This is a genomic window from Bacillus sp. FSL E2-8868 (genome assembly GCF_038005505.1).
GTDB lineage: Bacteria > Bacillota > Bacilli > Bacillales > Bacillaceae_G > Bacillus_A > Bacillus_A mycoides.
This window is the reverse complement of record NZ_JBBOTI010000001.1, coordinates 101,838-128,383: the sequence shown is the minus strand read 5'-3', so window position 1 is coordinate 128,383 and position 26,546 is coordinate 101,838. Positions and strand designations below refer to the sequence as shown.

The window sequence follows — 26,546 nt, the reverse complement described above, 5'->3', positions numbered from 1 at the left end:
TAATGTAATAAATACATTCGCTTAGATCCGTAACGTGGATTAACGGCAATTGCTACTAATGATTTCACAACTGCAACTCAAAGGCGAGTTCATAACGAAACGTGGATTGACTTGCACCGACCGTCAACTCTCTAAACCAGCTTCTATTACTACTACTCCTTCTCACTGTTATTACAAATATGAGTTAATGTGAACTACCCACCACTTAGTATCTCTTAAGAGCTTACTTGAAGCGAGGGCTTCTCGGTTAATCGTTACTCTTGCTAACTAACGAATCCGTCTTAGGACAGCCGAGCTAACTCCCTTGTTCCAAAGGATATTTTATTACTATTTATTTAAATATATTCTAAAACATGTTGCATGTTCCGTCAAACTAAACTGCAATTTTTTCTTCAACTGTTTCTTCTACTTTTACTCGTCTATCATAAATACTCGTTGCTATAAGCGCTACTACAAGCATTACCATGATCGCAATAAACAATACTTCCATATTGTATAAGTCAACAATCGCTCCGCCAACGACCGGTCCGAACATTTTCCCTACAGTCGCTGCGCTATTTACAACACCTTGATAAAATCCTAGCTTATCTTTCGGTGCAAGTATATTTGCGATGGTCGGAACTGCCGGCCATACGAATAATTCACCAATTGTTAATGTCACCATCGCAATGAGAAACATCGTAAATTGCTGCGCTTGGCTTAAAACAATAAACGACGCCGCAAAAATGACGATTCCAATCATAATTTGTTGTTTTAAAGAACGCTTCAGCCAGCGAATTAACATACTAACAAGTGGCTGCGCACAAACAATCATCGCTCCGTTTATCGTCCATAATAAACTATAATGGCGGAGGCTAATATCTAATTCTCGCATATGAGTCGCAATTGCCCCTTGCCACTGTACGTATGTAACCCAGCATAAAGCATATGCTACACATACGATTAGAAGCGCTTTGAAGCCAGGTGTAAGTGACCAACCTTTTTTCGTTTCGGCTTCTTTTTGTACCTCTTGCTCTTTTTTTGCTTCCATACCACGAAATCCAATAAACGCAATTAAGAAGAAAATAAAATATAAAATAAAGTTCGCTAAGAAAATATAATCAAAACGATAAGACGCAACTAATCCACCGCACGCTGTTCCAATCGCAATCCCAACGTTTTGTCCAACATACATTGCATTGAACGCTCGTCTCCCGCCTTCTGGCCAAACCGTACCGACCATCGCATACATCGATGGAAACACCATTCCAGAACCGAATCCGATTAATGCTAGCCACACAACATATAATGGCCAACCATGGAAAAATACAAGACCTAAAATCGATACAAGTGTAATGACAATCCCTACTAAAATTGATTTATAACCGCCCCATTTATCAAATAAAACACCGCCGAGCAAGTTTCCGATTACACCAGTAAGCGAGTTGGTCATTAATACCATTCCGGCTACTGATAAAGATTTCCCTAAACTATCATGTAAGTAAATTGTATTAAAAGGCCATAAAAAAGAAGCACCCGTGACATTAATAATCATCCCAGCTACTAATAGCCATACTTTCCTTGGCATAGTCTCCCCTCCTATTCTCTTTTTTTCGTTCATATATATAACAGTAAAATTGTAGTCGTTTTTAAATAGGAAGGCAACTGATTAATAGTTGATGAAATTCAGATAATAGCACAAAGACGATTAGAATGTATTCTAATCGTCTTTGTAAAATATTAATCTATAAATAATGGAATCGTTCCCTCGCGAAAGGTTATCCAACTTCCTTTTTACGTTTTGCACTTTCTTTAGCACTCCATTTAAATATTTTGTCTAGTAGAGAGTATATTCTCCCAGACTCCTTCGTTAATAATGGCCCTAGCGACGCCAATATTAAAACATATAAAGCTGAGAATGGTTTAATCGTTGCCATTAAGCCACCCGCTATTCCGAGATTCGCGACAATAATGGAGAATTCCCCACGTGATATAAGTGTTAAACCGATATTCGTAGAAGCCTTATGCGATAACCCGGCTTTACGCCCTGCAATCATTCCAGCTGTAAAATTACCGATGAGAGTAATGAAAACTGCTCCTAATGCCAACCATACTGCTCCTCCAAGCGAAAACGGATCTATACTTAAACCGAAGCTGAAGAAAAATATAGCTCCAAAGAAATCACGAAACGGGACGACGAGATGCTCGATCCGGTCACTATGCTCTGTTTCTGAAAAGACGAGTCCTAACAATAAAGCCCCAATCGCTTCCGCAACATGAATTGTTTCTGAAAATCCTGCTACAAAGAATAAAATAGCGAATATTACGATAATAAAAATTTCGTTTGACGAAATATCTAATACTTTATTTAGGAACCGCGTAGCTTTTCTAGCGATTACAAAGAATAGTAACATATATCCTACTGCGATTAGTACGGATGTAAGAGCACCTACAAATGATGTTGCACCTCCGAGTACTAATCCTGAAACGACTGATAAATATACAGCTAAAAAGATATCATCAAACATAATGATCCCTAAAATGAGTTCTGTCTCTTTATTACCAGATCTTCTTAAATCAACAATTACTTTTGCAACAATTGCACTCGATGAGATTGTAATGATTCCAGCAATAATTAATGTTTCTAATAAGGGGAAACCCATAACATATCCATAAAATAAACCTAATATGAAATTAAGCGATATATGAACACTACCCCCAAAAGCAATCGACTTTCCTGATTTAATTAATTTTTTTATTGAGAATTCTAAACCTAAGTAGAATAAGAGGAATATGACGCCCACACGGCCGAGGAAGGAAATAACTTCTCCGCTTTCAATAAACCTTAAATCGATAAGTCCTAAATCTGGGGCATGAGGCCCCACTAACATACCGAGTATAATGAGAAACGGAATAATCGAGAACTTTAACTTCGCAGCGAGGATAGCTGCAAAAGCTACTAATACTAACGCAGTTCCAACTTCAAAAATTAAAGTATCCATCGATTAGGAATCACCTCCTGCTGAAAGCAATTCATTAATAATTCTTTTTACTTCATGTCTTTCACCCGACAATACGAGCATATCGCCAGCTTCAATAATAGAGTCTGGACCTGGATTAAAGAATTTCTTCATATTCTTTTTCAAAATAGCAATAATCGTTACGTTATATGTTTTTCTGACATGTAAGCTACCAATTGTTTGTTGTACTACTGGTGCATTATTCTCCACCTTAAACCATTCAATTGATAATCCTTCAAAAGCCATCTCAATTGTGTCTAGCGCTTGCGGCCTATATACCATTCCGCCTAATATAGCCGCAATTTGTCTCGCTTCAGAATCACGAAGAGAAATGCTTGAAATACTCTCATCGTGATCCGCATCAAAATGATACATTTCTCTTCGGCCATCATCATGAATAACGATAACCATTTTTTCATTACCTTTTGTTATCACTTCGAATTTACAACCAATGCCCGGTAGTTCACTCTCTCTAATATTCATATTTTCCGCCTCCTAAAGTTTTTAGTTACGGCTTTTACAAATCTACATCAATCTCTGTTTTAAACTTCTCATCTTTTGAGATTCCTAAATACTTGAGCGTCTCTGATGGAGTTGCGTGATGAAAATGCTTTTGCAATAGCGCAATCGCTATTCCTCTTTTGTACGCATGAAATCCAAATGTTTTTCGCATTGAATTCGTTCCAATCTTTCCAACAATCCCAACCGCTTCAGCTGCGCTATGGATAACACGATACGCTTGTTGGCGCGAGATTGAATTTGTCGTTTTATTAGATTGAAATACGTAGTTTTCTCTTTGAGCATCAATAGATTGTACGTAATCTAAAAGGGCTTCTTTTACTTTTGTATTTAAATAAATATCTTGTTTAAATTTTTCATCTTTCACAGGAAGAGAATAAAACTCTTTAACAATCTTATCTTCATTTAATACCTCTTCAAATTTCATACTAAGTAGCTCAGTGATCTTTAATCCAGTGTTAATTCCAATAACAAATAAAAGATAATCTCGCTGCGAGTGCTCTTTTAAATACTTTTTCATAGCCTCAATTTGGCTTATATCTTTTAATGCCTCTACAACTTCCATACATGTATCTCCTCATCTTATGAACGGTAATTTTCTCATTATCCTGTCCATTTTACCTTATCATGCTATGAGATTTCCATGTATTATCCATTATTTTCACAATATACTCTTACGACAATTTTTCATTTGGAAATTTATGATTGTACAAATACGGTGTGGGTAGAAAAAATAGGGGGAGTACAAGTTCAGCTTCTTTCTACAGATCGGATTCCTCCTTTCATTTTTCGGTTGCTGATACTTTCATATTATGTTACTTATTTACATTATATTATATATTTCAGTAACATTAAAGTGTTTTTTCTGAAAATATAAAAAGCCGAGCACTTTCACTCGGCTTTTTACCTATTAATCTTCTTTTGGAAGAACAATTCCTTTATACAATTGAACTGTAATGAAGTAATAAATCGCATAAATAACTACGAAAATTACGATTGGTACCCAAATACGGAAGTAAGGATCCATTAAAATAAATCCGAAAATATTCATACCAACTAATACGTGAGCGATCCCCACAATTGCTGGGAATAAGAATACTAAGAATAATTCTTTATAAATCGATTTCGTTAATAACTCACGACGCACACCGATTTTGCGAAGCATTTGATAACGCGTAATATCTTTTGATGCACCAGAAAGAATTTTAAACATTAAACAACTTGCCATCATTGCTAAGAACGCAATTCCAAGGAAGAATCCCATAAATACTGTTCCACTCGCAATGCCGTAGAATCCATTGTAAGATTGATATTTACTATCTAATCTTTCAGCTTTTACATTTTTATATTTAACTAGCTGCAACTCGTCAAGTTTTTTCCATTCTTTTGTGTATGCTACAAAATCGTCTGTTTTTCCAGTAACTACGATTCCTTCTTTACCATTTACATTATCGTACATTTTCTGATCTACAATTTTAATTGCATGATCTTCATATAGATAAAATGGCTGAATTGTTCTGAAAGCCTCGTTCCATTCTTCTGGAAGTTCTTTAGCACTCGCATCTTTTTCATTCATTTCTCTAGAAACTGCACCTACTGGCAGTTCCTCTGAAACTTTCTTTGTTTTTCCTAAATCCTTCATACTTTCCATCTGTTTTGTATCTTGTACGAAAGGAGGGTTTTTCTCTAAATCTTCTTTTACATAATAAACGTATTTATTATCAACTTTGTAACGATATTCATTTTTCTCTTTAAATGTAATACCATCTAAAATTTTCTTTTCTTCAGCTGTTGGGTTATGAATAACTGAATCATATATTACTAAACCATCAACCATTTTTATAACGTTATTTTTAAACGCCATACCACCTGAAATTGCACCTGCTCCAAGAGCAACTAACATCGCTACCGTTGCAAGTACTTTCGTTAAGCTATTAATACGGAAATTTAATTGTGCAAACGTAAAAGCATTAAGTCCTTTTTCACTACGCTTTTTATTACTCTTTAACTTTCTAATGATAACTGGGAGAAGTGATCCAAATAGCATGTAAGTACCAGTTGTTGTTGTAATTAATGCAATAAGGATTCCCATTTCTCTTAGTTTTTCCATGTAAATCATTGATGCATAGCCAATTCCTAATAAAATAACAGCAAGGATTGCAACGACACCTGTCATTTTTCCTTTTACCGCAACACGCTCTGTTTGTGCATCCGCATGTACAAGTTGCAGTACAGAAATACGTGATAATTTAATACTATTCATAATTGCCGATAATACAAATAGTGCGAAGAAGAAAATGCAAGTAACAGTCATAGATGGTAGATAAAATGCTTTATAACCTTCACCAGCAAATTCTAATTGTTTCATTAATAACTGTCCGATACCTTCTGCAAGTCCTACACCAACTGTAAGTCCAATCGCAAGAGACGCAGCACCTAATACAATCGTTTCAATAAACATAAGTAATGTAACTTTATGCTTTTTTGCACCTAACATCATATACATACCAAACTCTTTTTGACGAAGAGATAATAAGAAAGAGTTCGCATATAAAATATAGAAGAACGTTATAATGGCTAGTAAAAATGAACCCGCCTGGAATACGAATCCAATTGATTGAATAACTGAGTTAGACTCGATAAACGCTTTATTCAGCGCTAACGTTTGGAACATATAAAAAATTGAGATAGACATGACAAGACCAACAAGTAAGACGATATAATCTTTCAGCTTACTCTTCAGCCCCGACATGGAAAGTTTAAATAACATACTGGAACCTCCTTTCTTACGCTTTTTGTGTACCTAAATCTGCAAGTACATCTAAAATTTCTTTGTAGAACTCTTCACGCGTACCACCGCGATGAATTTCTTTATATAGCTCACCATCTTGAATGAATAAAATACGCTGACAGTAACTTGCACTATATGGATCATGCGTAACCATCATAATAGATACGCCTTGTTCTTCATTTAAGTTTGTCATCGCATCAAGTAAACTTGCTGCATTTTTCGAATCAAGAGCTCCTGTTGGCTCGTCTCCTAAAATAATTGCCGGCTCATGCACTAGTGCGCGTGCTGCTGCTGAACGCTGTTTCTGTCCACCGGATACTTCAGTTGGATACTTTTGAAGAATTTCTGTAATCCCTAACATATCCGCTACTTTCTCTACTTTCGGTCCAATATTACGTGATGAAACACCTTGAAGTGAAAGTGGAAGTGCAATGTTCTCATAAATAGATAAGTTCTCTAATAAGTTGAAGTCTTGGAAAATGAATCCTAACTTTTGCGAACGGAAATCAGAAAGCTCACCTTGCTTCATTTTCGTAATGTCCGTACCCGCAATTTCAACAACGCCGCCCGTTGCTTTATCAAGCGTTGAAATTACATTTAACAATGTCGTTTTACCAGAACCAGATGGTCCCATAATTCCAACAAACTCACCCTCTTGAATTGAGAATGAAACACCTTTTAACGCGTGTGATTGGTTCTCACCTTTTTTACCGTACACTTTTTGAACATTTTTCACGTCTACAACTGGTTTCGTCATATATATCCTCCTACACTTGTTTTTCCATTACCTATTTTGCGCCTTTTGGAGGTGAACTGCTATTTGTTAACATTACAATTACCTTACACTTTTGTAATAAAATAAAACCAGGTCATATTGCGACCTGGTTTACTCTGATTGCTTTGATCTTTGAGGTTGTCCCTTTTTACTATTACGCTGTTTCACTTGAACAACTGGATCAAGTTCATTTGAAAACTCAGCGTTATGTCCATTTTGCGTTTTTTGCTCTGGATTATTTTGATCTGAACGTTTCGCCATTACATTCACTCCTTATTAGTGCGGTGTAATAATCATTTGATGTTGCAATTGGCGAATTGCCATACGTGCTCTATTTAACTGCTCACGCTGCTCATCATTCGCATGTTGCTGCATAGTTTGTAAGTCGTTATATGCTTGTTCTAATTGTAACTGAGCATCCGAATACTCCATCGTATTGTAATGCTCCTGTCTCATGCCTTGGTCTAATTGTTCTTTCGCATATTCCACCGCTTGTTCTGCCTGTGTAATATACTCTTCAAGTGATTGACGCTCTGCCATAATTGTCCCTCCTTGCTTCAATTCCCCTTTAGTGTGTCCCTTCCATATGAACCTTATGAGTATGTTATAATGGATTTTGTTTCATTTTGACTCGTCTTAGGAGGGAAAATAATGAAGGTTCAAAACCCTTTTCCATATACAAATGACAATAAACGTTATCATACATGGAATTACCACTTACGAAATGAATTTGGTGAAAAAATCTTTAAAGTTTCATTAGATGCTGGCTTCGATTGCCCGAACCGTGACGGTACAGTTGCTTACGGCGGCTGCACGTTTTGTAGTGCTGCTGGATCTGGTGACTTCGCTGGTGATCGCCGCGATGATGTTATAACGCAATATCATGAAATGAAAGAAAAAATGCGCTCAAAGTGGAAAGACGGAAAATGTATCGCTTATTTTCAGGCGTACACAAATACACATGCACCACTTGAAGTGTTAAAAGAAAAATTCGAACCGCTTCTAGCAGAAAAAGACGTTGTCGGTCTTTCTATCGCAACTCGTCCAGATTGTTTACCAGACGATGTCGTTGAATATTTAGCGGACTTAAATAAACGTACGTACCTTTGGGTTGAACTCGGACTACAAACTGTTCATGAACGCACTGCAAATCTTATTAACCGTGCTCACGATTATCCATCTTATGTGGAAGGCGTAAATAAATTACGCAAACATGGCATTAGAGTTTGCTCTCATATTATTAACGGTCTTCCACTTGAAGATTACGACATGATGATGGAAACAACTCGTGAAGTAGCGAAGCTTGACGTACAAGGAATTAAAATTCATTTACTTCATTTATTAAAAGGAACGCCAATGGTGAAGCAATATGAAAAAGGACAACTCGAGTTCCTTTCTCTTGAAGATTACGTAAGTCTCGTTGTTGACCAACTTGAAATTATTCCAGAAGATGTAATTGTGCACCGCATCACAGGTGACGGTCCGCCTGATTTAATGATTGGCCCAATGTGGAGCTTAAATAAATGGGAAGTATTAAATTCCATCGATGCAGAATTTGTACGCCGCGGAAGCTGGCAAGGAAAATATGCAAATGAGGAGAAACAAAAATGAAATTAGAACGTGTATTACCGTTTGCTCGCTCGCTGCTGCAAACGGCTGTTAAAGAAGGCGATTACGCTGTAGATGCAACGCTTGGCAATGGACATGACACTTGCTTCCTAGCTGAAATCGTTGGAGATAACGGCAAAGTATTTGGATTTGATATTCAAAAAGAAGCAATCGAAAATTCTACTATCCGCCTGAAAGAAAAAGAACTTTTCGAACGTACTGTTTTAGTTCATGGTAGTCACGATACACTCTTATCCGTATTACCAGAAGACGCAAAAGGAAAAGTAACAGGAGCAATCTTCAACTTAGGTTACCTTCCTGGCGGTGACAAACATATCGTCACAAAACCGAACTCAACAATCTACGCCATCGAACAATTACTAGAAGTAATGGCACCTGAAGGTATCATCGTCCTTGTCATTTACCACGGACATCCAGAAGGACAAGTAGAACGCGACGCTGTTCTCAAATTTGCAGAAGAACTCGACCAAAAACAAGCTCACGTACTACGATACGGCTTCATTAACCAGCAAAATAACCCGCCATTTATTGTGGCGATTGAGAAGCGATAAAGTGAAACTTTAATCAGTGAGGTTTACTGTCCGGCAAATAGCAGGATAATTATATCAACGATTTTTCAGATATATCGATCATTCGACAAAACATAACAAAAAAAGACGTGCATTCATTGCACGTCTTTTTCTTATTCTCCTATATAATGGATGTATACAATATTTGAAGAAAGAAGGATAGAACTTTGCTAGTAGAACTAAGGGGAATTCAAAAGAAGTATGGCAAATCACTTATACTAGACAACATCGATTTATCCATTCCAGAAGGAGAAGCACTCGCTATTATTGGTGGGAACGGGACTGGAAAAAGTACTTTACTCAAAATAATTGCAGGCTTTATTCCACCTACGGCAGGGACACTTCAAAGAAAAGAACATATACAAATCAGTTATGTCCCTGAACATTTTCCTGAAGGAATTCGTTTTACATTAGAGGATTATTTATATCATCTCGGCCACATTCACGGTTTATCAACAAAATATTTAAGAAATAAAATTCCGATGCTCCTTGAATCTTTTCATCTACATCATGCAAAGCATTACGTTGTACGAAACTTTTCAAAAGGTATGAAACAAAAAACAGGCATTATGCAAGCATTACTTACGGACGTCCATTTATTAATTCTAGATGAACCTCTTTCTGGACTCGACCCTAACTCTCAGCAAGAATTAGAGCATATTTTACTCTCATTAAAACAACAAGGCATATCTATACTCTTCACATGTCACGAAAAACAACTACTAGAAAACTTCGCCGATAGAATTGTGACATTAGCAAATCATACAATTGCGGAAGATACCTCTGTGCAAAAATCAACAGAACAGGTCTATATTGAGGCAATTGTTCACGAAACATTTTCAGCTATAGAACTACAAAAGCAATCAGGATTTATACAAGTTACACACAATTCAAATCAAAACCTCATTCAATTACAAATCGAAAAGGAATATGCAAACGAAATGCTTCAGTTTTTATTACATAAAAAAGCATCTATCACACTGCTACAGCCTAATTTTTAAATCGAAAGAAGGTTTATTATGTTTGCGCTTATTCGTTACCATTTTCTCGACTACACGAAATCGTATAAGTACATTCCTCCTATTGCGATGTACTGCATAAGCTTACTTTTTGTATATACATATAAACCAACTCCCATTGTACCAACATACTTAGAAACAGCACTCGCACTTTATTTATTATCTGCCTGGATTACAGTCACAATTTTTCATACTGAAGATCCTGTACAAGAACAAATCACTATTTCACATACAAATAATATTTCGGCATTATACGTTGGTAAATATATTACGGCTCTTCTTATTTGTACTGTTTTATCTTTTATATCCGTAATCTATCCAATTATTTTGCAAATGTTTAATGAAAAAATGACAGCTTCTTTATTTCTAGTCGGATTTCTCGCTCACATGTCTTTATCTATACTAGGAATTTCAATCGCAACATTATTTACTAGAAATATTATTCAAAAAGCAAGCACCGCTTGGCTTAGTCTTACATTTATATTACTTATGACGATTGCCTCAATCCGGTTAAAAAAAGAGTTACTATGGTTTTTACCACCTGTCGAAAGCTTTATAATGCTTGGACAATACAAATATAATATACTTACTCATACTCTATGGCTTACAGCTTGGGCTATCGTATATTCATTTTTATTACTTACTTTATTTCTTTTTCTCGTTCGCAGAAAACGTTTTTGATTACATATTAAAGGGGACTAAACAATGATTGGAATACTAGCAGGAATGGGTCCAAAATCAACCGGACCATTCGTCGATACAGTTGTAGCAGAGTGCCAAACAATATATGGAGCAAAGCATGATATAGACTTTCCTCATATGATGATTTATTCGTGCCCAACACCGTTTTATATGGATCGCCCTATTGATCATGCGGCGATGAAAAAAGCGATTATTGAAGGAGCGCAAAAACTTGAAAGTACTGGTGTAGATTTCATCGCAATGCCATGTAATACAGCGCATCTTTATTTCGAGGAATTACAACGTTCTATTACCATTCCTATTTTGAATATAGTCGATGAGACGTTAAAAGCAATTCCTGAAAATACAAAAAGAGTCGCTCTTCTTGCAACAGAAGCGACTGTTCAAGCAAGTATTTACCAAGATGGAATTACAAAACGTGATATAGAGTACATTCATAATGAACAATGGCAAGAAATGATTAATCAAATTATTACTTGTATTAAAGGCGGAGAAATTGAGGAAGCTCGTAAATTATGGAGTCTGCTCGTTTTACAGTTAAAAGACGAAGTAGATACCGCTATTATCGCATGTACCGATTTGAATGTGGTGGTGAGTGAGGACTTTGTTGATTCCGCTCAATGTCTTGCGAAAGCAGTTGTTAGGATCTATGCATCAAATATAAAAAAGTCTTCATAAACATAGAACACATCCTTTTTAAAATGTGTTTTATGTTTGATAAAAACAACCAAAACTTTTAACTTTTTTCACAATTCTTTCAAAGTAATCACACTTAATCTCGCTATATTAGATGAGTAATCTATTCATATAGGGAAGGTTAGGGGAACTGAAGTATGAAACAAAATCGTTCGCTTCATTACATTTTTTGGCGTTGGCATTTTTATGCTGGGCTTTTTATTACGCCGCTTCTTATTACATTGTCACTGAGTGGAATTGGGTATTTATTTCGGGAAGAAGTTGAAGATTTCATCTATAAAGATTTATATTTTGGGAAGAGCGCCCAAACAGAGTCTATTTCGATGGCTGATTCGCTTTTCTTAACAGAGAAAAAATATCCACATTATAGTGTGGCGAAAATTAGTGAGTTTAATGGGGATTATAATACGAGACTTACTATTGCAAATGAATATACTGGGCAACAAAAATATGTGTATTTAGATAGCAATAATCAAATTGTTGGAGATCAAAATGCAAGTGAAACTTTTGCCAATATAATGCGGGAATTACATAGTTCTCTTTTAGTTGGTGGCACTGTCGTCAACTATACTGTAGAGCTTGCGGCATGCTGGACAATCTTTTTAATTGTGACCGGGTTGTATATGAGTATACGCCAATTCAAAAACACACCCGCATCCACTAAGCGAGAAAAAGCAAAACGACGTCATTCTATTATCGGTATTATATTTACAATTCCACTCGTTTTGTTAGTCGCATCTGGATTACCATGGTCAGGATTTATGGGGAACCAAATTTATAAAATCGCATCGTCGAATGAATCGATTGGATATCCGACATTGTATATGGCACCGCCTGAATCGAAGGTAAAAGAATTACCGTGGGCAACTAGAAAAGAAGCTCCTCCTGAATCGAATTCAAATGAGCCAAAAGCAATTTCTGTCGATGAATTACAAAAAGGAATTGAAATAAAGAAGCCATATGTTATCTCACTACCGGCTGATCCGAAAGGTGTATTCACCGTTTCGAAATCAAGCGGTTCCGGTATTACGGGTATGCATGTCGCACCAAATGAAGAAATAACAGCTTATTTTGATCAATATAGCGGAGAACTTATTTCCAAAACGGACTATCGTGATTATGGATTATTTGCACAATGGTTTACTTACGGTATCCCGCTTCACGAAGGACATTTATTCGGATGGCCAAATAAAATATTATGCTTACTAACGACATTATCTTTATTACTTCTCATTTATTACGGAATAAAAATGTGGTTAGCAAGAAAGCCAAAAGGAAAATTAGCAGCACCGCCAAAGCAAAGAGATAAGAAAAGCATAATCGTTTTCTTTATCATGATGGTTATACTAGGCGCTGTCATGCCTTTATTCGGACTATCTGTTTTAGTTATTTTCGCAATTGAACTTCTCATATATGTATTTTCAAAAATACAATCATAATAAGAAAACCACTCTACAAGAGTGGTTTTCTTCATCACTGCGCCATTTTCTTTCGGTACATCTTCCCGTTCCAGTAGAAGAATCGTGAAGTGAGCCCTCCGTATTTTACAATGCGCCGTGCCATTTTGTGCATATTCTTTTGCGCTGATACTTTTTGATCTGATAAATAAATACCAAGTAATCCTCGGCTTATGAGACGATGAAACTTCGCATGAGGCAAATCACCAATGCTCTTCTCTGCTTCTTCTACAAAATGTTTCATACGATCTAATATAGCTTGCTCGTTTTCATAATAACTACAGAAATTCAAATCTCCGCCGATACGGTCTTCTTCTTGATCGATGAAATAATCAAGTAAAATGTGAAGTCCTTGTACGTATGGAAAATACCCTTGTCTAATTTTCACAATATCTTCTTCATGTAACTCATCATGAAATGCATATGCTACAAGACAGAAAATTCCAAGCGTAGAACCTGCACATGCTGAAAACTCAAACCAACTCATCTCTGGTAAGTTTTCTTTATGTGCTTCAAACCATGTTTTTAAGCGTGGTTCTCTTTCCTCTAACTTCACGTGTTTATGAATTTGCAAATCACAATAATAACAAGCAAGTTCATGAAGAATTGGAGCAATTTTATCATAATGCTTCGTTTTCTTTAAAACATCCTGACATGTTTCAACAAGCTCATCTAAATAACCACCATCATCTTGATCATCACGATAACGATAATAGTTACCGCCCCCTTCAACTTCAGGGCTTAATGCCATTACCATCGACTCATGAAGAGCCGCAAAGTCTTTCGGGTCAAGTGATGTACTACGATCACATAAATTATCTAAATAGTCGCTAATCGTTTGATAAGCTACGATAAAACGAATACATTCCTCACGATGTTCATTTGCTAGTAGCGCTAAAATGCCACCGCCCTCGCAATGAAACGTTTTATTCTCAATACTTGCGATTGCCTGACTATGAAGCTCGTCATTCGGAATATGGTAGGCACGCTCTTTCCACATCGCTAGCTCATGGTGTACTACCGGAAACACATCACGGTATACTTTCGCCATGAGCGTTATGGGATTACTCGGTACGTTCACTTCTTCCTTCATCTCCTCTATTCAATGTACAAATAATTTACTTATTTGTTTCTATTATGTTATTGATGCGTATTTCAGTAAATGACTGAATATAATTCAAAATTTCATCACGCTCATACTCATTTAATAACTCATGATAACAATTCGGCCATTCTTTAAAAGCCTTATCACTTATTTTAACATTATCAAACCAAGTACGGACACGTGTTTTATCTACAAGTTTATCCTCACAAGCCTGCATTAGCAAGAGTGGAACGTCTGGAAAATCGCCTATTTTTTTATGCGCAATTTCGATAGACTTAATCAATTCACTATACCAACGTACTGATACTTTGCGCAAGAACAATGAATCATTCTCCATCGCATCTCTCACTTCATGATTACGAGTTGACATTTCCACTGTAAGATTCGTTGCAAATTGCAATTTTGGAGCAACAACATTTAATATTTTTGAGGCAGCTCGAAGCGGAGCAGAAGGTCCAGTTAATACACCTAAACATGGTGAACTTAAAATAATACCATCTACATCTTCTCTCTTCGTTTCTTGCATCATACGAATGACAATAAGACCACCCATACTATGACCAAATATAAAAATAGGTAATCGATACTTCCTTGCCTCTTTCACCCATAATTTAACTTCCTCTATGTATTCATCAAATGAATCAATATGTCCTCTATTTCTCGAAGTCGTTCCATGTGATGGAAGGTCTCCCATCACAACGTGGTAGCCGATATGATTCCACATTTCTGCTATAGCTTCGTAACGTCCGTGATATTCCATTGCGCCGTGCACGATAACGACTACAGCTTTCGCTTCCTCTGCTTCATAATTCCACATACGGACCTCCTCCATTTCACTCTTTCTCATAATTTGATACACTAAAACTAGTCTCTAGGAAAGGAAGGCTTTACATGATATATCCTTACAAAGAAAAAAATCCGAAAATTGCGAGTAGTGCTTTTATCGCTGACTATGTTACCATTACAGGCGATGTGACAATTGGCGAAGAATCTAGCATTTGGTTTAATACAGTCATCCGCGGTGATGTATCACCAACGATAATTGGAAATAGAGTAAATGTACAAGATCAATGTACACTTCACCAAAGCCCCCAGTATCCTCTTATTTTAGAAGATGACGTTACCGTTGGGCATCAAGTTATTTTACATAGCTGCAAAATTGAAAAAGATGCTTTAATCGGAATGGGATCTATCATATTAGATGGCGCTGAAATTGGTGAAGGAGCTTTCATCGGTGCTGGTAGTCTCGTTTCACAAGGAAAGAAAATCCCTCCTAATACGTTAGCTTTCGGTCGCCCTGCGAAGGTCATTCGCGAATTAACAGAAGAAGACCGTAAAGATATGGAACGTATCCGCACACAATACGTTGAAAAAGGACAATATTATAAATCGTTACAAAAGTGATTTTATCGCTGCCATAAGACTGGCAGCTTTTTTTATGAAAAAATCTAACTTTTTCTTTACAAAACCTTATTATCCCCTCAATAAAATCTTATTAAAATAGAAGTTAATAACTCCATATATATGTAAATGAGGGAGGAAAAATCTCATGAAGGTCAGTGGACTATATAAAATAGAATGTTACATCTTCAAAGGAATTAATCGCTACTTTGATCAAAAAACATTAAACATCTTTTTCAGCAATATTACCCATATCGGTGGTGCAAGTTTTTCCATTGCACTTACCCTATTCTTTTTAATTTTCGCAACAGGGAATTTGCATCAAGCTGCAATTGCAACTGCTATTTCTTTAACAATTAGCCATATTCCTGTGCAAATATTAAAAAGATGGTATCCACGAAAACGCCCTTATTTAACAATTCAGGATGCGAAATATCCAGTTCATCCATTAAAAGATCATTCTTTTCCATCCGGACATACAACGGCTGTTTTCTCTGTCCTCATTCCATTTATTTGCTATAATCCAAACTTGCTTGCTTTTCTATTACCGTTAGCATTATGCGTCGGTATTTCCCGTATTTATTTAGGGCTTCATTATCCGTCAGATGTATTTGTAGGCATGTGCCTTGGCACTTGCTCTGGCATCATCTCTTTTTATCAACTCATTCCACTCATGTAAAGGAGCGATATGATGAGAGTCGCCATTTTTACCGATACATTTACACCACAAGTCAACGGTGTGGCGAAAACTTTGGAACGTTTAACTAAATATTTCCAAAAAGAAAATATCGCCTATTCTGTTTTCGCCCCTCAGCATACGGCAGAAGATAATTTCGTAGCGAATGTGAACAAAATGAGAAGTATCCCGTTAACAATATTATATCCAGAATGTCGCTTTGCCTTTCCTACTCCGCGCATTAAGCGGGAACTTCTTGCCTTTAAACCTGATATCATTCACATCGCTACGCCTTTCAATATGGGACTTTGTGGGTTATATTATGCCAAAAAGCTAAATATCCCAGTTGTCGGTTCTTATCATACTGATTTTGACGCCTATTTACGTTATTACAAAATCGAATTTCTCTCCAATATGCTATGGAACTATTTAAGGTGGTTTCATAGTCATATGCAAAAAAACTTTGTTCCTTCTCCTGAAACATTACATCAATTAAAGAAAAAAGGATTTCAACAGCTCTATATTTGGGGACGTGGTGTAGATTGTACTCTCTTTCATCCAACTTACAATAAAGACCTATTCCGAAAAAAATATAATATTACAGCGAAATATATTCTTTCCTACGTCGGACGCCTTGCTCCTGAAAAAGATATCGATACTCTTCAAACACTTATTCAAACGACAAACAAAGAACGTGACGATATTCATTGGCTCATCGCTGGAGACGGCCCTCTAGCAACAAATTTGCGTGAAGCTGTTCCGAAAACAAATGTCACTTTTACTGGATATTTACAAGGCACGGATTTGGCTGAAGCATATGCTTGTTCTCATATGATGGTATTTCCATCAGCTACTGAAACGTTCGGAAATGTCGTACTTGAATCATTTGCATGCGGTACACCTGTCATCGGAGCAAATAGTGGCGGGGTTAAAAATATTATTACAGATGAAAAAACGGGAATTCTTTGTCCACCAAAAGATATAGATTCCTTTCTATCCTCCATCAATTCTTTATTGCAAAATGAAGATCAACTTATGCAAATGGGCATAGCAGCTTCGTCTTATGCTAAATCAAAAAGCTGGGATGAGATCCTTCGTGGCTTACTTGACCAATATGAAGTAGTCCTTCAGAACACTGCATCAGAATTACTCGCTTAAACAGAAAAACCCTCTTCATAACATGAAGAGGGTTTATTACATAACTGGAAATTTTAGTTTAATAAATGATACATAAGGTGAAGTATCATATTATTCTTATATTCATTATAACAAAAAAACACATAACTAAACAGACTTGTAATAAAAACCCATAAAAATTAATATATGGTTATACAGTATTTTTACTGTATGATGATTTTAAGAGATTCCCCTTAAAATCAACTTACTCACATACCTTTATACAGTAATTGTTCCCCAATTTCTGTATATCAAAAAAACCTTTCATTCATTTGAAAGGTCTTTTTGAGCCTGTACATATTCTTCTTTCGTATTCACATTTATAAACCAATCCACATTCGCTTGTACATCTTCACCCGCAATATATTTCACATTACATTGTGATAAAAGCTGACCCATACTTCTTTTTTCTTCCTGAAGCAAAGCATAAATCTTTTCTTTCACACGGTTATGATACGCTGCAAGTAACGGTTGTTTCCTTCCATTAATAATAGGTACAACCGCATCATATTCATTGCTCGTTTGCTCTAATAAAATGGTAATCCATTCATTTGAAACGTTCGGTGCATCACAAGGCATGATAATATACCAATCTGAATCTATGTATTCCATTCCTGACACTATTCCAGCAAGTGGCCCATTTCCTTTATAGTGCGACATATCTTCTATAACTGGAACTTGTACTAATTGCTCTACTCTCTCTTTTATATCAGTATGACTAATGACTACAATTTCTTGCACAGCGCTTTCCATTACTTTCACAATATGCTCAATAAAAGTACTTTCTTTCCAGCCTACTAACGCTTTCGGCTCACCGAATCGGCTCGACATACCTCCTGCTAATACAATTCCAGCACACTTACTCATTGGCGTTGCAGCTCAAATGTAATATGACCTAATTCCGGTAAAATTAACTTATTCATCGCAAGACGAACCGCTCCGCTAGATCCTGGCATTGAAAAGACAACTTTCCTCCCAATAGTACCGCCAATTGCTCGACTTAACATCGCACTACTTCCGATATCTTCTAAGTAACTTATCATACGGAACAACTCACCAAATCCAACAATTTCTTTATCTAATAACACTGACACTGCCTCAATCGTTACATCACGTTTCGTAATACCAGTTCCGCCATTCGTTAACACGACATCAACGTCTTCCCTATGATAACCTGCTAACACTGCTTGCTGGATACTTTCTTTATCATCTTTCACAATTTCATAAGAGGTCACTTTATGTCCTGCTTCTTTTAATAATTCATGTAATAGTTGTCCGCTCTTATCCGTCTCTTCCGTACGTGTATCGGAAATCGTCACGATTTTGCAGCTCACTTCTTTTGGAGCTTGTTTTTTATGTTCAGTTACACTCATTTTTCATCTTTCCTTTCCTAAAGACTTTTCTTCATTTTATCATACATATCTTTACACAATTATGTATGAAGCCAATGATGCACCGTGATACAATATAAGTATATACGCCTGGACTACACACCATTAGCTACTCTTTAAATCCCCTTATATTTTCTACATAGTAGATTTCATTTTAAATTACAAAATAATTTGGAGGTTCACTCACTATGGAACTATACAAAAAATTAACAACAACATTCATCCTCTTATTTGTTGCTTCCATCACTGTCGGTTTTTCTCTAAAAGGAGCAATTCCATACGCTACATTAGTGAGTATTATATTCGCAACGCTATTTTTACTGAGCAGTGCTTTTTGCGCAGGAAAAGCACGCCAACTGAAAGGGTGACCGTCTATGTTCCGTAAGAAACCAATCCTTTGTAAATCATGTGAAAAGGAAATACAAACGTATGAAAAAGCGTGGATTCATATGCCATTTCCGGCAAGTGGTATGACAAATATGAAGAAGTATATTGAGCTAGACGGGGAAGTTTATTGTAGTTCTTGTATTCAAGTAGTAAATAAAGTGAAACTTTAATCAGTGGGGATTTTGTTCTTCCCCACTGATTATTAGTTAAACCAATCGGGCTTTTACGGGATAAAACCAAATAAAAAAAGCTTTGCGCACACAGCGCAAAGCTTTTTTTCATATATTATAGACCAGCTTGCTCTTTTAAAGTAGCTGCTTTGTCTGTACGTTCCCATGTAAGATCTACATCAGTACGTCCGAAGTGGCCGTAAGCTGCTGTTTGTTTGTAAATTGGGCGACGTAAGTCTAGCATTTTAATAATACCAGCTGGGCGAAGATCGAAGTTGTTACGAACTAGTTCTACTAATACGTCTTCAGATACTTTACCAGTGCCTAATGTATCAACTGAAATTGATACTGGTTGTGCTACGCCAATTGCGTATGCAAGTTGTACTTCTGCTTTGTCAGCAAGACCAGCTGCTACGATGTTTTTCGCAACATAACGAGCTGCATATGCTGCAGAACGGTCAACTTTCGTTGCATCTTTACCAGAGAATGCACCACCGCCATGGCGAGCGTATCCACCGTAAGTATCAACGATGATTTTACGTCCTGTTAAACCAGCATCACCTTGTGGTCCACCAATTACGAAGCGGCCAGTTGGGTTAATGAAGAATTTCGTTTCTCCATCCATTAATTCTGCTGGAACTACAGCTTTAATTACGTGCTCTTTTAAATCGCGATCGATTTCTTCCCACGTAACATCTGGATGATGTTGTGTAGAAATTACAATTGTATCCACACGTACAGGTTTACCATTTTCATCATACTCAACTGTAACTTGCGTTTTTCCATCCGGACGTAAGTATGATAATGTGTCATCTTTACGTACTTCAGTTAAACGACGAGCTAATTTGTGAGCAAGCGAGATTGGAAGTGGCATTAATTCTTGTGTTTCATTACATGCGAAGCCAAACATTAAACCTTGGTCTCCCGCACCAATTGCCTCAATCTCAGCGTCAGTCATTTGACCTTCGCGTGCTTCTAGTGCTTGGTCAACACCCATAGCGATGTCAGCAGATTGCTCATCGATAGATGTTAAAACTGCACAAGTTTCTGCATCGAATCCGTATTTTGCGCGTGTGTAACCAATGCCTTGAATTGTTTCACGAACGATTTTTGGAATATCTACGTAAGTAGAAGTCGTAATTTCCCCCGCTACCAATACTAAACCAGTTGTTACAGTTGTTTCACAAGCTACACGTGCATTTGCGTCCTTTGCTAAGATCGCATCTAAAATTGAATCAGAAATTTGGTCACAAATTTTATCTGGATGTCCTTCAGTTACAGACTCAGATGTGAACAGATGACGTTTTTTTGTCATGTGGTAAACCTCCCTACAGTAATTGTATATATTGTACGGAACTCATCCTTAATTTGCCACAAACTGCGACATACATTTATTCTCCCACACAAGCATACAGAAAAACCTTTCCTACTTAACATAGAGGAAAGGTTTAATTTGCTACTTGCATACTGCTTTTTGCCCTTTGCTCTTATCGTTCGAGACCGTTAGCCTCGCACAGGTTTTAGCACCTATTCACCTGTATTTACCACTACAAATGAGGTTGCTGGGCTTCATCGGGCCTGTCCCTCCGCCAGCTCGGGATAAGAGAGTATCCGTCCCAACCTATACTAAAGAAATGATATTCATTTGTCAATTAATATTCACATTTTCCTGAAAGTTTTTCTCAATACCCATAGAATGAAATATTAATAGGGAAATGATACATTCACACAAACAAAAATAAATAAATAGTATACATTATTTATATAATTGTGTTATACTATTGATGGGGATTACGAGAAATATTTCATTAAATGAAAAGGATGGTATATAAATATGAGTACTGTGAATGTCCAAATTGGTTTACATGAATTATTGAACGGAAGCAATGCACAGATTCAATTAAGTGTTCCGCAATTAGTGGAAAAAGTATTAATGCGAAACGAAGGGAAATTAACTTCTACTGGTGCCGTTTCTGCTTCAACAGGAAAATACACAGGACGTTCTCCTAAGGATAAATTTATTGTGAAGGAAGCATCGGTTGCTGACAAAATTGCTTGGGGAGCCGTGAACCAACCGATCTCTGAAGAACATTTTAATAAATTATATATAAAAGTTTTAGAATACTTAAAAGAAAAAGAAGAGTTATTCATCTTCAAAGGATTTGCTGGCGCTGATCGCAACTATCGCCTACCAATTCAAGTTGTTAACGAATATGCATGGCATAATTTGTTCGTACATCAATTATTTATTCGTCCAAATGAAGAAGAATTAGCAACTCACGAATCAGAGTTCACAATTGTTTCTGCACCAAACTTCAAAGCAGATCCAGCAATTGACGGTACAAATTCTGAAGCATTCATTATGGTTTCATTCGAAAAACGTATCGTACTAATCGGTGGTACAGAATACGCTGGAGAGATGAAAAAATCAATCTTCTCTATTATGAACTTCTTACTACCTGAACAAGACATTCTTTCTATGCACTGCTCTTCAAACGTAGGCGAAGAAGGCGACGTAGCACTATTCTTCGGTTTATCTGGAACAGGCAAAACAACATTATCTGCTGATCCAAACCGTAAATTAATCGGTGACGATGAGCACGGTTGGTCTGATAACGGCGTATTCAATATTGAAGGCGGTTGCTATGCAAAATGTGTAAACCTTTCTCATGAGAAAGAACCACAAATCTTCGATGCAATCAAATTTGGTTCAGTTTTAGAAAACGTTGTCATTGATGGTCAAACACGCATCGCTGACTATAACGATACTACTTTAACAGAAAATACACGTGCTGCATACCCTATGCATGCGATTGACAATATCGTACTGCCAAGTGTTGCAGGACATCCAAATACAATTATTTTCTTAACTGCTGATGCATCTGGCGTATTGCCTCCAATCAGTAAGTTATCAAAAGAGCAAGCTATGTACCATTTCTTAAGCGGTTACACTAGTAAGCTAGCAGGAACAGAGCGCGGTGTTACATCTCCGCAAGCTACATTCTCTACTTGCTTCGGTTCACCGTTCTTACCGCTTGATGCATCTCGTTATGCTGAAATGCTTGGTGAAAAAATCGAGAAACATGATGCGAAAGTATTCTTAGTAAACACTGGCTGGACTGGTGGCGAATACGGCGTTGGTAAACGTATGAACTTAGGTTACACTCGTGCAATGATTCAAGCAGCACTAAGCGGTGAACTTGCTAAAGCTGAAACTGCAAAACACGACATCTTTGGCCTTGAAGTACCTCGTCATGTTCCAGGTGTACCTGATGAAGTATTAATGCCTGAACAAACTTGGGCTGATAAAGATGCTTACAAAGTGAAAGCAATTGAGCTTGCAAACGAATTTAAAGAAAACTTCAAAAAATTCGATAGCGTTTCTGAAGCTATTATTAACTTAGGCGGTCCAATCGCTTAATTACAAATTTTCTGTTGGAATAACCCTTTTACTCATATGAATAAGTGTCGTGTAACCGTAAAGTTCCGCGTACTCACCGACAAAACCCAATGCGGCTTAACGGTTACACACACTTACATAAAAAAGAAGCTTACGTTTTCCGAGTAAGCTTCTTTCTATATATTCTTTAATTTGCCCACATACAAATCACAGCTTCGAACACACAAACTATTCCCCACTTACTAACATCCTTCTAGTTTCACACCACAGGGGACTAAAAAAGGATCTGACTGCTTCTATCCATCGCCAGATCCTCTATTCCAACTTAAAAATTCCCAAGCCCAATTTTCAATTTATATACTCGGATTTCCATACATACAAACCACGGCTTCGAACATATAAACTATTTTCCCACTCACTACACCCTTCTGGTTTCACACCGCATGGGACTAAAAAAGGATCTGACCGCTTCTATCCATCGCCAGATCCTCTATTCCATCTAAAAAAGTTCCAAACCTAATTTTCAATTGATATACTCGGATTTTCACACATACAAATCAAGGCTTTGAAAATATAAAGAGATCTCTCGCTCACTTGCTCCTTCTGGTTTCGCACCGCATGTGGCTAAAAAAGGCCCTAACCGCTTCTATCCACCGCTGGATCCTCTGTTCCATCTAAAAAGAGGCTTTTTATCTTTTTATCTTTTTCAGCCCTTTGTTAATTCTTCTTCATCCTTCATACTATAATAACCTAAATTAATAACGATTAAGAAATAACCACCCAGAATACCTACTGCAAATGCCCACATTACCATATGATGCTCAATTTCGTACATGATAATAGCACCCAAAATTGCAGCTGCAAAGCGATTAAACATACCAAGCGTCGGCGCTTTCGTCTTCTTTACTATACTATCTCCAAGCTTTTCGATACGCCTTCCTAAAATCCAAACACAATACATGCTTACAATAAGTCCAATTCCTGCACCTAGAAAATGTGCTGAAAACGGTGTTAACATCCAGCCTAATAACAGAATACCTAGTAGATAATACGATTGAATTTTAAACGACCTTAATGACATACTAATCATATTGTACTCCCCTTCAATAGTTTTTATCTATCCAACCAAAGCTATATAACTCATTTCTTTCGAGTCTATGATACTTAAAATTCATTTCACTCAAATTTAAAAAACATAAACAGTATGTTTATGTTTTTTTAATGCTTTTAGGAAATAATATTATACAAGATTTCTAATATAGAATCCCTCATAAATGTGACGTTTTTCAAAACATTTTCGTCCAATTATGAAAAAATTGATATCAATCTATGAACATACGGATATGATGTAATAAGCACATAAATAAAGGGGGCGTCTAATGATTTATTTTTTAATGGCTCTCATTCATCTCATTGTTCCTGCACTTATTGGACTTTCCTTGTATTGGTACACGAAAAAACATAGTATTTTCTATGCTGTCCTCGGTGTTCTTCTTCCAGGTATTATTCTTATTACACTCTTCCGCATTCCTTTTCTTAATTTAATCCCACTTATTACTGCCATTTTATTCCTCGTATTTTTACCAAAAATAAAAAAATAGGAAAGCAGATCATAGGTGATCTGTTTTCCTATTTTGATATAGGTTCTTGCACGATAGAATTAGCTTCTACTTTCTCTGATTTCACAAACCATAGACCGAAGAAAATGATGATTCCACCGATTATTTGTTGAAACGATACATATTCATTTGCCCATACAGCTGCAAATAAAACAGCTACAAGCGGCGTAATATACATATATACCATCGTATGTGACGCACCAATTTTTTGAACACCAACATACCACATGACTAAACCGAATACTGTTACAAAGAAAACAGAATATAGTAAAGCAAATAGTGTCATTCCGTGTGTAATGTGAAATGGCATGACAAATACATGTGGACCACTTAACAATAAGAGCGGAATCGCTCCAACTAATGTCGACCATGCAATAACACGTAATGCTGAGTATTTTTTAATAAGCGGCCCTGCTAAAACGGGATAAAGTCCCCAACATATTGATGTAATAAGTCCAATCCCATTTCCGTAGAAAGAACTAGCGAGTGAATGCCCGGCTACTAAAACTAATGTAGCACCAATAAAGGCAATCATGGAACCAACTAACTTTCGAGAAGAAAATTTTTCTTGTTTCAAGAAAATCGCAAATAAAGTTGTAAAAATAGGTGAAATAGATATGAGTAAAGAAGCATTTGTAGCGGATGTGTATTTTACAGTTTCCATAAATAACGTTTGATACAGTACAATACCTACAACGCTAACGATGATTAATCTTGGTATATCTTTTCGCTCCATATAAAGTGACTTTTCGATAAAGAACGTAAGTAATAACAGTAGTGGTGCTGCTGTCATCATTCGAACTGCAGTAAACTCTATTGCTGTAAATTCTAAAAGTCCATATTTCGCAATCGTATAGTTAATCCCCCAAATAATAACGACACTTAAAATTAATAACTCAATTCCCCATCTTTTCATGCGCAACCCCCTCCGCAAAGAGAATTATACAGAAAATTCAACTATATGTACATTTCATTATGTGAAAAAATCCATAAGAAAAAGGAGCATATTATATACTCCTTCTCTCTTCATTATACTCGAACATGTAACTTCATATTCGGATTATAAAACTGGCTTGGGCTCTTCAGCTGGAAAGTCCCTCCAACTTCATGCCAATCAACTGTTAATTTATCATCCATAAATACAAGCTTTGTACGATCTGCAATAAAGTTTAGTACGCTTGATTCGATATCTACATCGCGCTCATCTTTCTCTGAAACGGCTACTAAATCAATAATCCCGCTCATAACACAACCGCAACCTTCATTATCATAAAATAACTTTATATATTTCGTTTCACTTGGAATCGTATCCATAATCTTTTTATATGCTGCCTCTGTTACAGTAACGTACATGTGTTAACCTACATCCTCTCTTCTCGTATCATTTATATATTGTACCACCATTTTTCTTGAATTTTATATGCGGAAAATTAAGACTACTATAAAATATATGTGATAAAGTGAAACTTTAATCAGGGAGTTATCCATCCCCTTCTGATTATTAGCCCTCGCCAATCAGGCTTTTACGGGCAGTTAATGCGTGATAAAGGAGGGTGTATCACTGATGTTCAAACTACAACGATATCTCATTTTCTTAGGTCTATTAGGTAACTTTTTTATTTCTAGCGGAATGGTATTACAACATATACTTCCCTATTCTCCTTCTATTGGCTGGATTCTAGGTTTTATTTGTTTCCTATCCGCTTCTTATTTTTCCATAAAAAAACAAAAACAACTAACAAAGTAAGAACTATCTTAAGGAGGATTACCAAACATGCCAGCCTTAAAAGAAATAGAACAATAACTTAATCATTTATTACAGGAGAAATCCATTGCCATATCGACAATGATTATGGTAGGCATAAATACTCACTCATTATGGATTATGCGAAAGAAACAAATATGTCACTCATCGGTGTGTCACACTCTGCCTCTGAATATTTAGTGAAAGAGACATTGATGTATGATTGGTTTAAAGAGAATTTTGATGTAGATGTTACTTTGATTCCGTAGGAGACCTGGTGGTTATAAAACTAATAACACCTCCCCTATTTTTAAAATCTAT

Annotated in this window: 30 protein-coding genes, 1 pseudogene, 1 riboswitch and 1 other annotated feature (1 of these 33 only partly in view); of the genes and pseudogenes, 15 read left to right on the top strand and 16 right to left on the bottom strand. The window is 36.5% G+C overall.

What is annotated here, in order from left to right:
* Positions 1 to 175: a binding site (T-box leader), on the bottom strand; it reaches 44 nt to the left of the window's first position.
* A 198-nt stretch (positions 176 to 373) separates the two neighbouring features.
* The 8 genes from NSS74_RS00740 to NSS74_RS00705 all read right to left on the bottom strand — a co-directional run bounded on the left by NSS74_RS00740 (position 374) and on the right by NSS74_RS00705 (position 7,624).
* Positions 374 to 1,567 carry an MDR family MFS transporter gene (locus NSS74_RS00740; RefSeq protein WP_340813106.1) on the bottom strand — a complete coding sequence of 398 codons (1,194 nt, stop codon included), beginning with the start codon at positions 1,565 to 1,567 and terminating at the stop codon, positions 374 to 376.
* Positions 1,568 to 1,757: 190 nt separating this feature from the next.
* Complete coding sequence (locus NSS74_RS00735) at positions 1,758 to 2,981, bottom strand: cation:proton antiporter (protein ID WP_002143465.1); 1,224 nt, start codon at positions 2,979 to 2,981, stop codon at positions 1,758 to 1,760.
* 3 nt (positions 2,982 to 2,984) lie between these two features.
* On the bottom strand, positions 2,985 to 3,482 hold the full coding sequence (locus tag NSS74_RS00730) for a cation:proton antiporter regulatory subunit (RefSeq protein WP_001026048.1): 498 nt from the start codon (positions 3,480 to 3,482) through the stop codon (positions 2,985 to 2,987).
* A 34-nt stretch (positions 3,483 to 3,516) separates the two neighbouring features.
* Complete coding sequence (locus NSS74_RS00725; protein WP_340813103.1) at positions 3,517 to 4,083, bottom strand: tyrosine-type recombinase/integrase; 567 nt, start codon at positions 4,081 to 4,083, stop codon at positions 3,517 to 3,519.
* A 345-nt stretch (positions 4,084 to 4,428) separates the two neighbouring features.
* A complete protein-coding gene (locus NSS74_RS00720; RefSeq protein WP_002143471.1) occupies positions 4,429 to 6,288 on the bottom strand; it encodes an FtsX-like permease family protein in 1,860 nt (619 codons plus the stop codon).
* 16 nt (positions 6,289 to 6,304) lie between these two features.
* Positions 6,305 to 7,066 carry an ABC transporter ATP-binding protein gene (locus NSS74_RS00715; RefSeq protein WP_002129519.1) on the bottom strand — a complete coding sequence of 254 codons (762 nt, stop codon included), beginning with the start codon at positions 7,064 to 7,066 and terminating at the stop codon, positions 6,305 to 6,307.
* 129 nt (positions 7,067 to 7,195) lie between these two features.
* Positions 7,196 to 7,345: a hypothetical protein gene (locus NSS74_RS00710; RefSeq protein WP_001129345.1), complete on the bottom strand. Its 150-nt coding sequence runs from the start codon at positions 7,343 to 7,345 to the stop codon at positions 7,196 to 7,198.
* A gap of 15 nt (positions 7,346 to 7,360) precedes the next feature.
* Positions 7,361 to 7,624: a YtzC family protein gene (locus tag NSS74_RS00705; protein WP_002089099.1), complete on the bottom strand. Its 264-nt coding sequence runs from the start codon at positions 7,622 to 7,624 to the stop codon at positions 7,361 to 7,363.
* 111 nt (positions 7,625 to 7,735) lie between these two features.
* On the opposite strand from NSS74_RS00705, the gene NSS74_RS00700 reads away from it, so the two are divergent.
* From NSS74_RS00700 to NSS74_RS00675, 6 genes are all read left to right on the top strand, one after another.
* Positions 7,736 to 8,695, top strand: coding sequence for a TIGR01212 family radical SAM protein (locus tag NSS74_RS00700; protein ID WP_002034421.1), 960 nt, complete (start codon positions 7,736 to 7,738; stop codon positions 8,693 to 8,695).
* Entirely contained in the window at positions 8,692 to 9,264 is a 573-nt protein-coding gene (locus NSS74_RS00695; protein ID WP_340813102.1) for a class I SAM-dependent methyltransferase, read from the top strand. Before NSS74_RS00700 ends, NSS74_RS00695 begins: the two co-directional genes overlap by 4 nt.
* A 185-nt stretch (positions 9,265 to 9,449) precedes the next feature.
* Positions 9,450 to 10,283, top strand: coding sequence for an ABC transporter ATP-binding protein (locus tag NSS74_RS00690; RefSeq protein WP_002034419.1), 834 nt, complete (start codon positions 9,450 to 9,452; stop codon positions 10,281 to 10,283).
* Between the two features lie 18 nt (positions 10,284 to 10,301).
* Positions 10,302 to 10,982 carry a hypothetical protein gene (locus tag NSS74_RS00685; RefSeq protein ID WP_002067629.1) on the top strand — a complete coding sequence of 227 codons (681 nt, stop codon included), beginning with the start codon at positions 10,302 to 10,304 and terminating at the stop codon, positions 10,980 to 10,982.
* 24 nt (positions 10,983 to 11,006) lie between these two features.
* Positions 11,007 to 11,681 carry an aspartate/glutamate racemase family protein gene (locus NSS74_RS00680; protein ID WP_002143474.1) on the top strand — a complete coding sequence of 225 codons (675 nt, stop codon included), beginning with the start codon at positions 11,007 to 11,009 and terminating at the stop codon, positions 11,679 to 11,681.
* A gap of 155 nt (positions 11,682 to 11,836) precedes the next feature.
* A complete protein-coding gene (locus NSS74_RS00675) occupies positions 11,837 to 13,138 on the top strand; it encodes a PepSY-associated TM helix domain-containing protein (protein ID WP_340813101.1) in 1,302 nt (433 codons plus the stop codon).
* A gap of 34 nt (positions 13,139 to 13,172) precedes the next feature.
* Here NSS74_RS00675 and NSS74_RS00670 read toward each other — a convergent pair whose 3' ends face one another.
* Complete coding sequence (locus NSS74_RS00670; protein WP_340813100.1) at positions 13,173 to 14,237, bottom strand: tetraprenyl-beta-curcumene synthase family protein; 1,065 nt, start codon at positions 14,235 to 14,237, stop codon at positions 13,173 to 13,175.
* 37 nt (positions 14,238 to 14,274) lie between these two features.
* Positions 14,275 to 15,078: an alpha/beta hydrolase gene (locus tag NSS74_RS00665; protein WP_002129529.1), complete on the bottom strand. Its 804-nt coding sequence runs from the start codon at positions 15,076 to 15,078 to the stop codon at positions 14,275 to 14,277.
* A gap of 74 nt (positions 15,079 to 15,152) precedes the next feature.
* On the opposite strand from NSS74_RS00665, the gene NSS74_RS00660 reads away from it, so the two are divergent.
* The 3 genes from NSS74_RS00660 to NSS74_RS00650 all read left to right on the top strand — a co-directional run bounded on the left by NSS74_RS00660 (position 15,153) and on the right by NSS74_RS00650 (position 17,496).
* On the top strand, positions 15,153 to 15,665 hold the full coding sequence (locus NSS74_RS00660) for a gamma carbonic anhydrase (protein ID WP_002015678.1): 513 nt from the start codon (positions 15,153 to 15,155) through the stop codon (positions 15,663 to 15,665).
* 145 nt (positions 15,666 to 15,810) lie between these two features.
* Complete coding sequence (locus tag NSS74_RS00655) at positions 15,811 to 16,341, top strand: phosphatase PAP2 family protein (protein WP_002034412.1); 531 nt, start codon at positions 15,811 to 15,813, stop codon at positions 16,339 to 16,341.
* A 12-nt stretch (positions 16,342 to 16,353) separates the two neighbouring features.
* Complete coding sequence (locus tag NSS74_RS00650; RefSeq protein ID WP_033709516.1) at positions 16,354 to 17,496, top strand: glycosyltransferase family 4 protein; 1,143 nt, start codon at positions 16,354 to 16,356, stop codon at positions 17,494 to 17,496.
* A gap of 282 nt (positions 17,497 to 17,778) precedes the next feature.
* On the opposite strand, the gene NSS74_RS00645 is transcribed toward NSS74_RS00650, so the two are convergent.
* Positions 17,779 to 18,381, bottom strand: a complete 603-nt coding sequence (locus NSS74_RS00645; RefSeq protein WP_002143477.1) for a molybdenum cofactor guanylyltransferase — start codon at positions 18,379 to 18,381, stop codon at positions 17,779 to 17,781.
* Positions 18,378 to 18,887 carry a MogA/MoaB family molybdenum cofactor biosynthesis protein gene (locus NSS74_RS00640; protein WP_002143478.1) on the bottom strand — a complete coding sequence of 170 codons (510 nt, stop codon included), beginning with the start codon at positions 18,885 to 18,887 and terminating at the stop codon, positions 18,378 to 18,380. Before NSS74_RS00640 ends, NSS74_RS00645 begins: the two co-directional genes overlap by 4 nt.
* A 206-nt stretch (positions 18,888 to 19,093) precedes the next feature.
* On the opposite strand from NSS74_RS00640, the gene NSS74_RS00635 reads away from it, so the two are divergent.
* Together NSS74_RS00635 and NSS74_RS00630 are read left to right on the top strand one after the other, a co-directional pair.
* Entirely contained in the window at positions 19,094 to 19,273 is a 180-nt protein-coding gene (locus NSS74_RS00635) for a hypothetical protein (RefSeq protein ID WP_002067722.1), read from the top strand.
* Between the two features lie 6 nt (positions 19,274 to 19,279).
* Positions 19,280 to 19,462, top strand: a complete 183-nt coding sequence (locus NSS74_RS00630) for a hypothetical protein (protein ID WP_002067721.1) — start codon at positions 19,280 to 19,282, stop codon at positions 19,460 to 19,462.
* Between the two features lie 115 nt (positions 19,463 to 19,577).
* Here NSS74_RS00630 and metK read toward each other — a convergent pair whose 3' ends face one another.
* Entirely contained in the window at positions 19,578 to 20,777 is a 1,200-nt protein-coding gene (metK, locus tag NSS74_RS00625; RefSeq protein WP_002015707.1) for a methionine adenosyltransferase, read from the bottom strand.
* A gap of 169 nt (positions 20,778 to 20,946) precedes the next feature.
* Positions 20,947 to 21,068, bottom strand: a riboswitch (SAM riboswitch).
* Between the two features lie 228 nt (positions 21,069 to 21,296).
* On the opposite strand from metK, the gene pckA reads away from it, so the two are divergent.
* Positions 21,297 to 22,883, top strand: coding sequence for a phosphoenolpyruvate carboxykinase (ATP) (pckA, locus tag NSS74_RS00620; RefSeq protein WP_002034448.1), 1,587 nt, complete (start codon positions 21,297 to 21,299; stop codon positions 22,881 to 22,883).
* A 685-nt stretch (positions 22,884 to 23,568) separates the two neighbouring features.
* Here pckA and NSS74_RS00615 read toward each other — a convergent pair.
* On the bottom strand, positions 23,569 to 23,952 hold the full coding sequence (locus NSS74_RS00615; RefSeq protein WP_002089121.1) for an ATP synthase subunit I: 384 nt from the start codon (positions 23,950 to 23,952) through the stop codon (positions 23,569 to 23,571).
* 289 nt (positions 23,953 to 24,241) lie between these two features.
* Here NSS74_RS00615 and NSS74_RS00610 point away from each other — a divergent pair, with 289 nt between their 5' ends.
* The gene (locus tag NSS74_RS00610) at positions 24,242 to 24,463 is read left to right on the top strand and encodes a hypothetical protein (RefSeq protein WP_002034446.1); all 222 of its coding nucleotides are present in this window, start codon (positions 24,242 to 24,244) and stop codon (positions 24,461 to 24,463) included.
* A 28-nt stretch (positions 24,464 to 24,491) separates the two neighbouring features.
* Here NSS74_RS00610 and NSS74_RS00605 read toward each other — a convergent pair whose 3' ends face one another.
* Positions 24,492 to 25,397, bottom strand: coding sequence for a DMT family transporter (locus NSS74_RS00605; RefSeq protein WP_340813097.1), 906 nt, complete (start codon positions 25,395 to 25,397; stop codon positions 24,492 to 24,494).
* 113 nt (positions 25,398 to 25,510) lie between these two features.
* A complete protein-coding gene (locus tag NSS74_RS00600) occupies positions 25,511 to 25,834 on the bottom strand; it encodes an iron-sulfur cluster biosynthesis family protein (RefSeq protein ID WP_002089124.1) in 324 nt (107 codons plus the stop codon).
* Between the two features lie 211 nt (positions 25,835 to 26,045).
* Here NSS74_RS00600 and NSS74_RS00595 point away from each other — a divergent pair, with 211 nt between their 5' ends.
* Both NSS74_RS00595 and NSS74_RS00590 read left to right on the top strand, forming a co-directional pair.
* Entirely contained in the window at positions 26,046 to 26,228 is a 183-nt protein-coding gene (locus NSS74_RS00595) for a hypothetical protein (protein ID WP_002143482.1), read from the top strand.
* Between the two features lie 62 nt (positions 26,229 to 26,290).
* A pseudogene (locus tag NSS74_RS00590) lies at positions 26,291 to 26,494 on the top strand (Nif3-like dinuclear metal center hexameric protein); the annotation flags it as partial.
* Between the last annotated feature and the right edge of the window lie 52 nt (positions 26,495 to 26,546).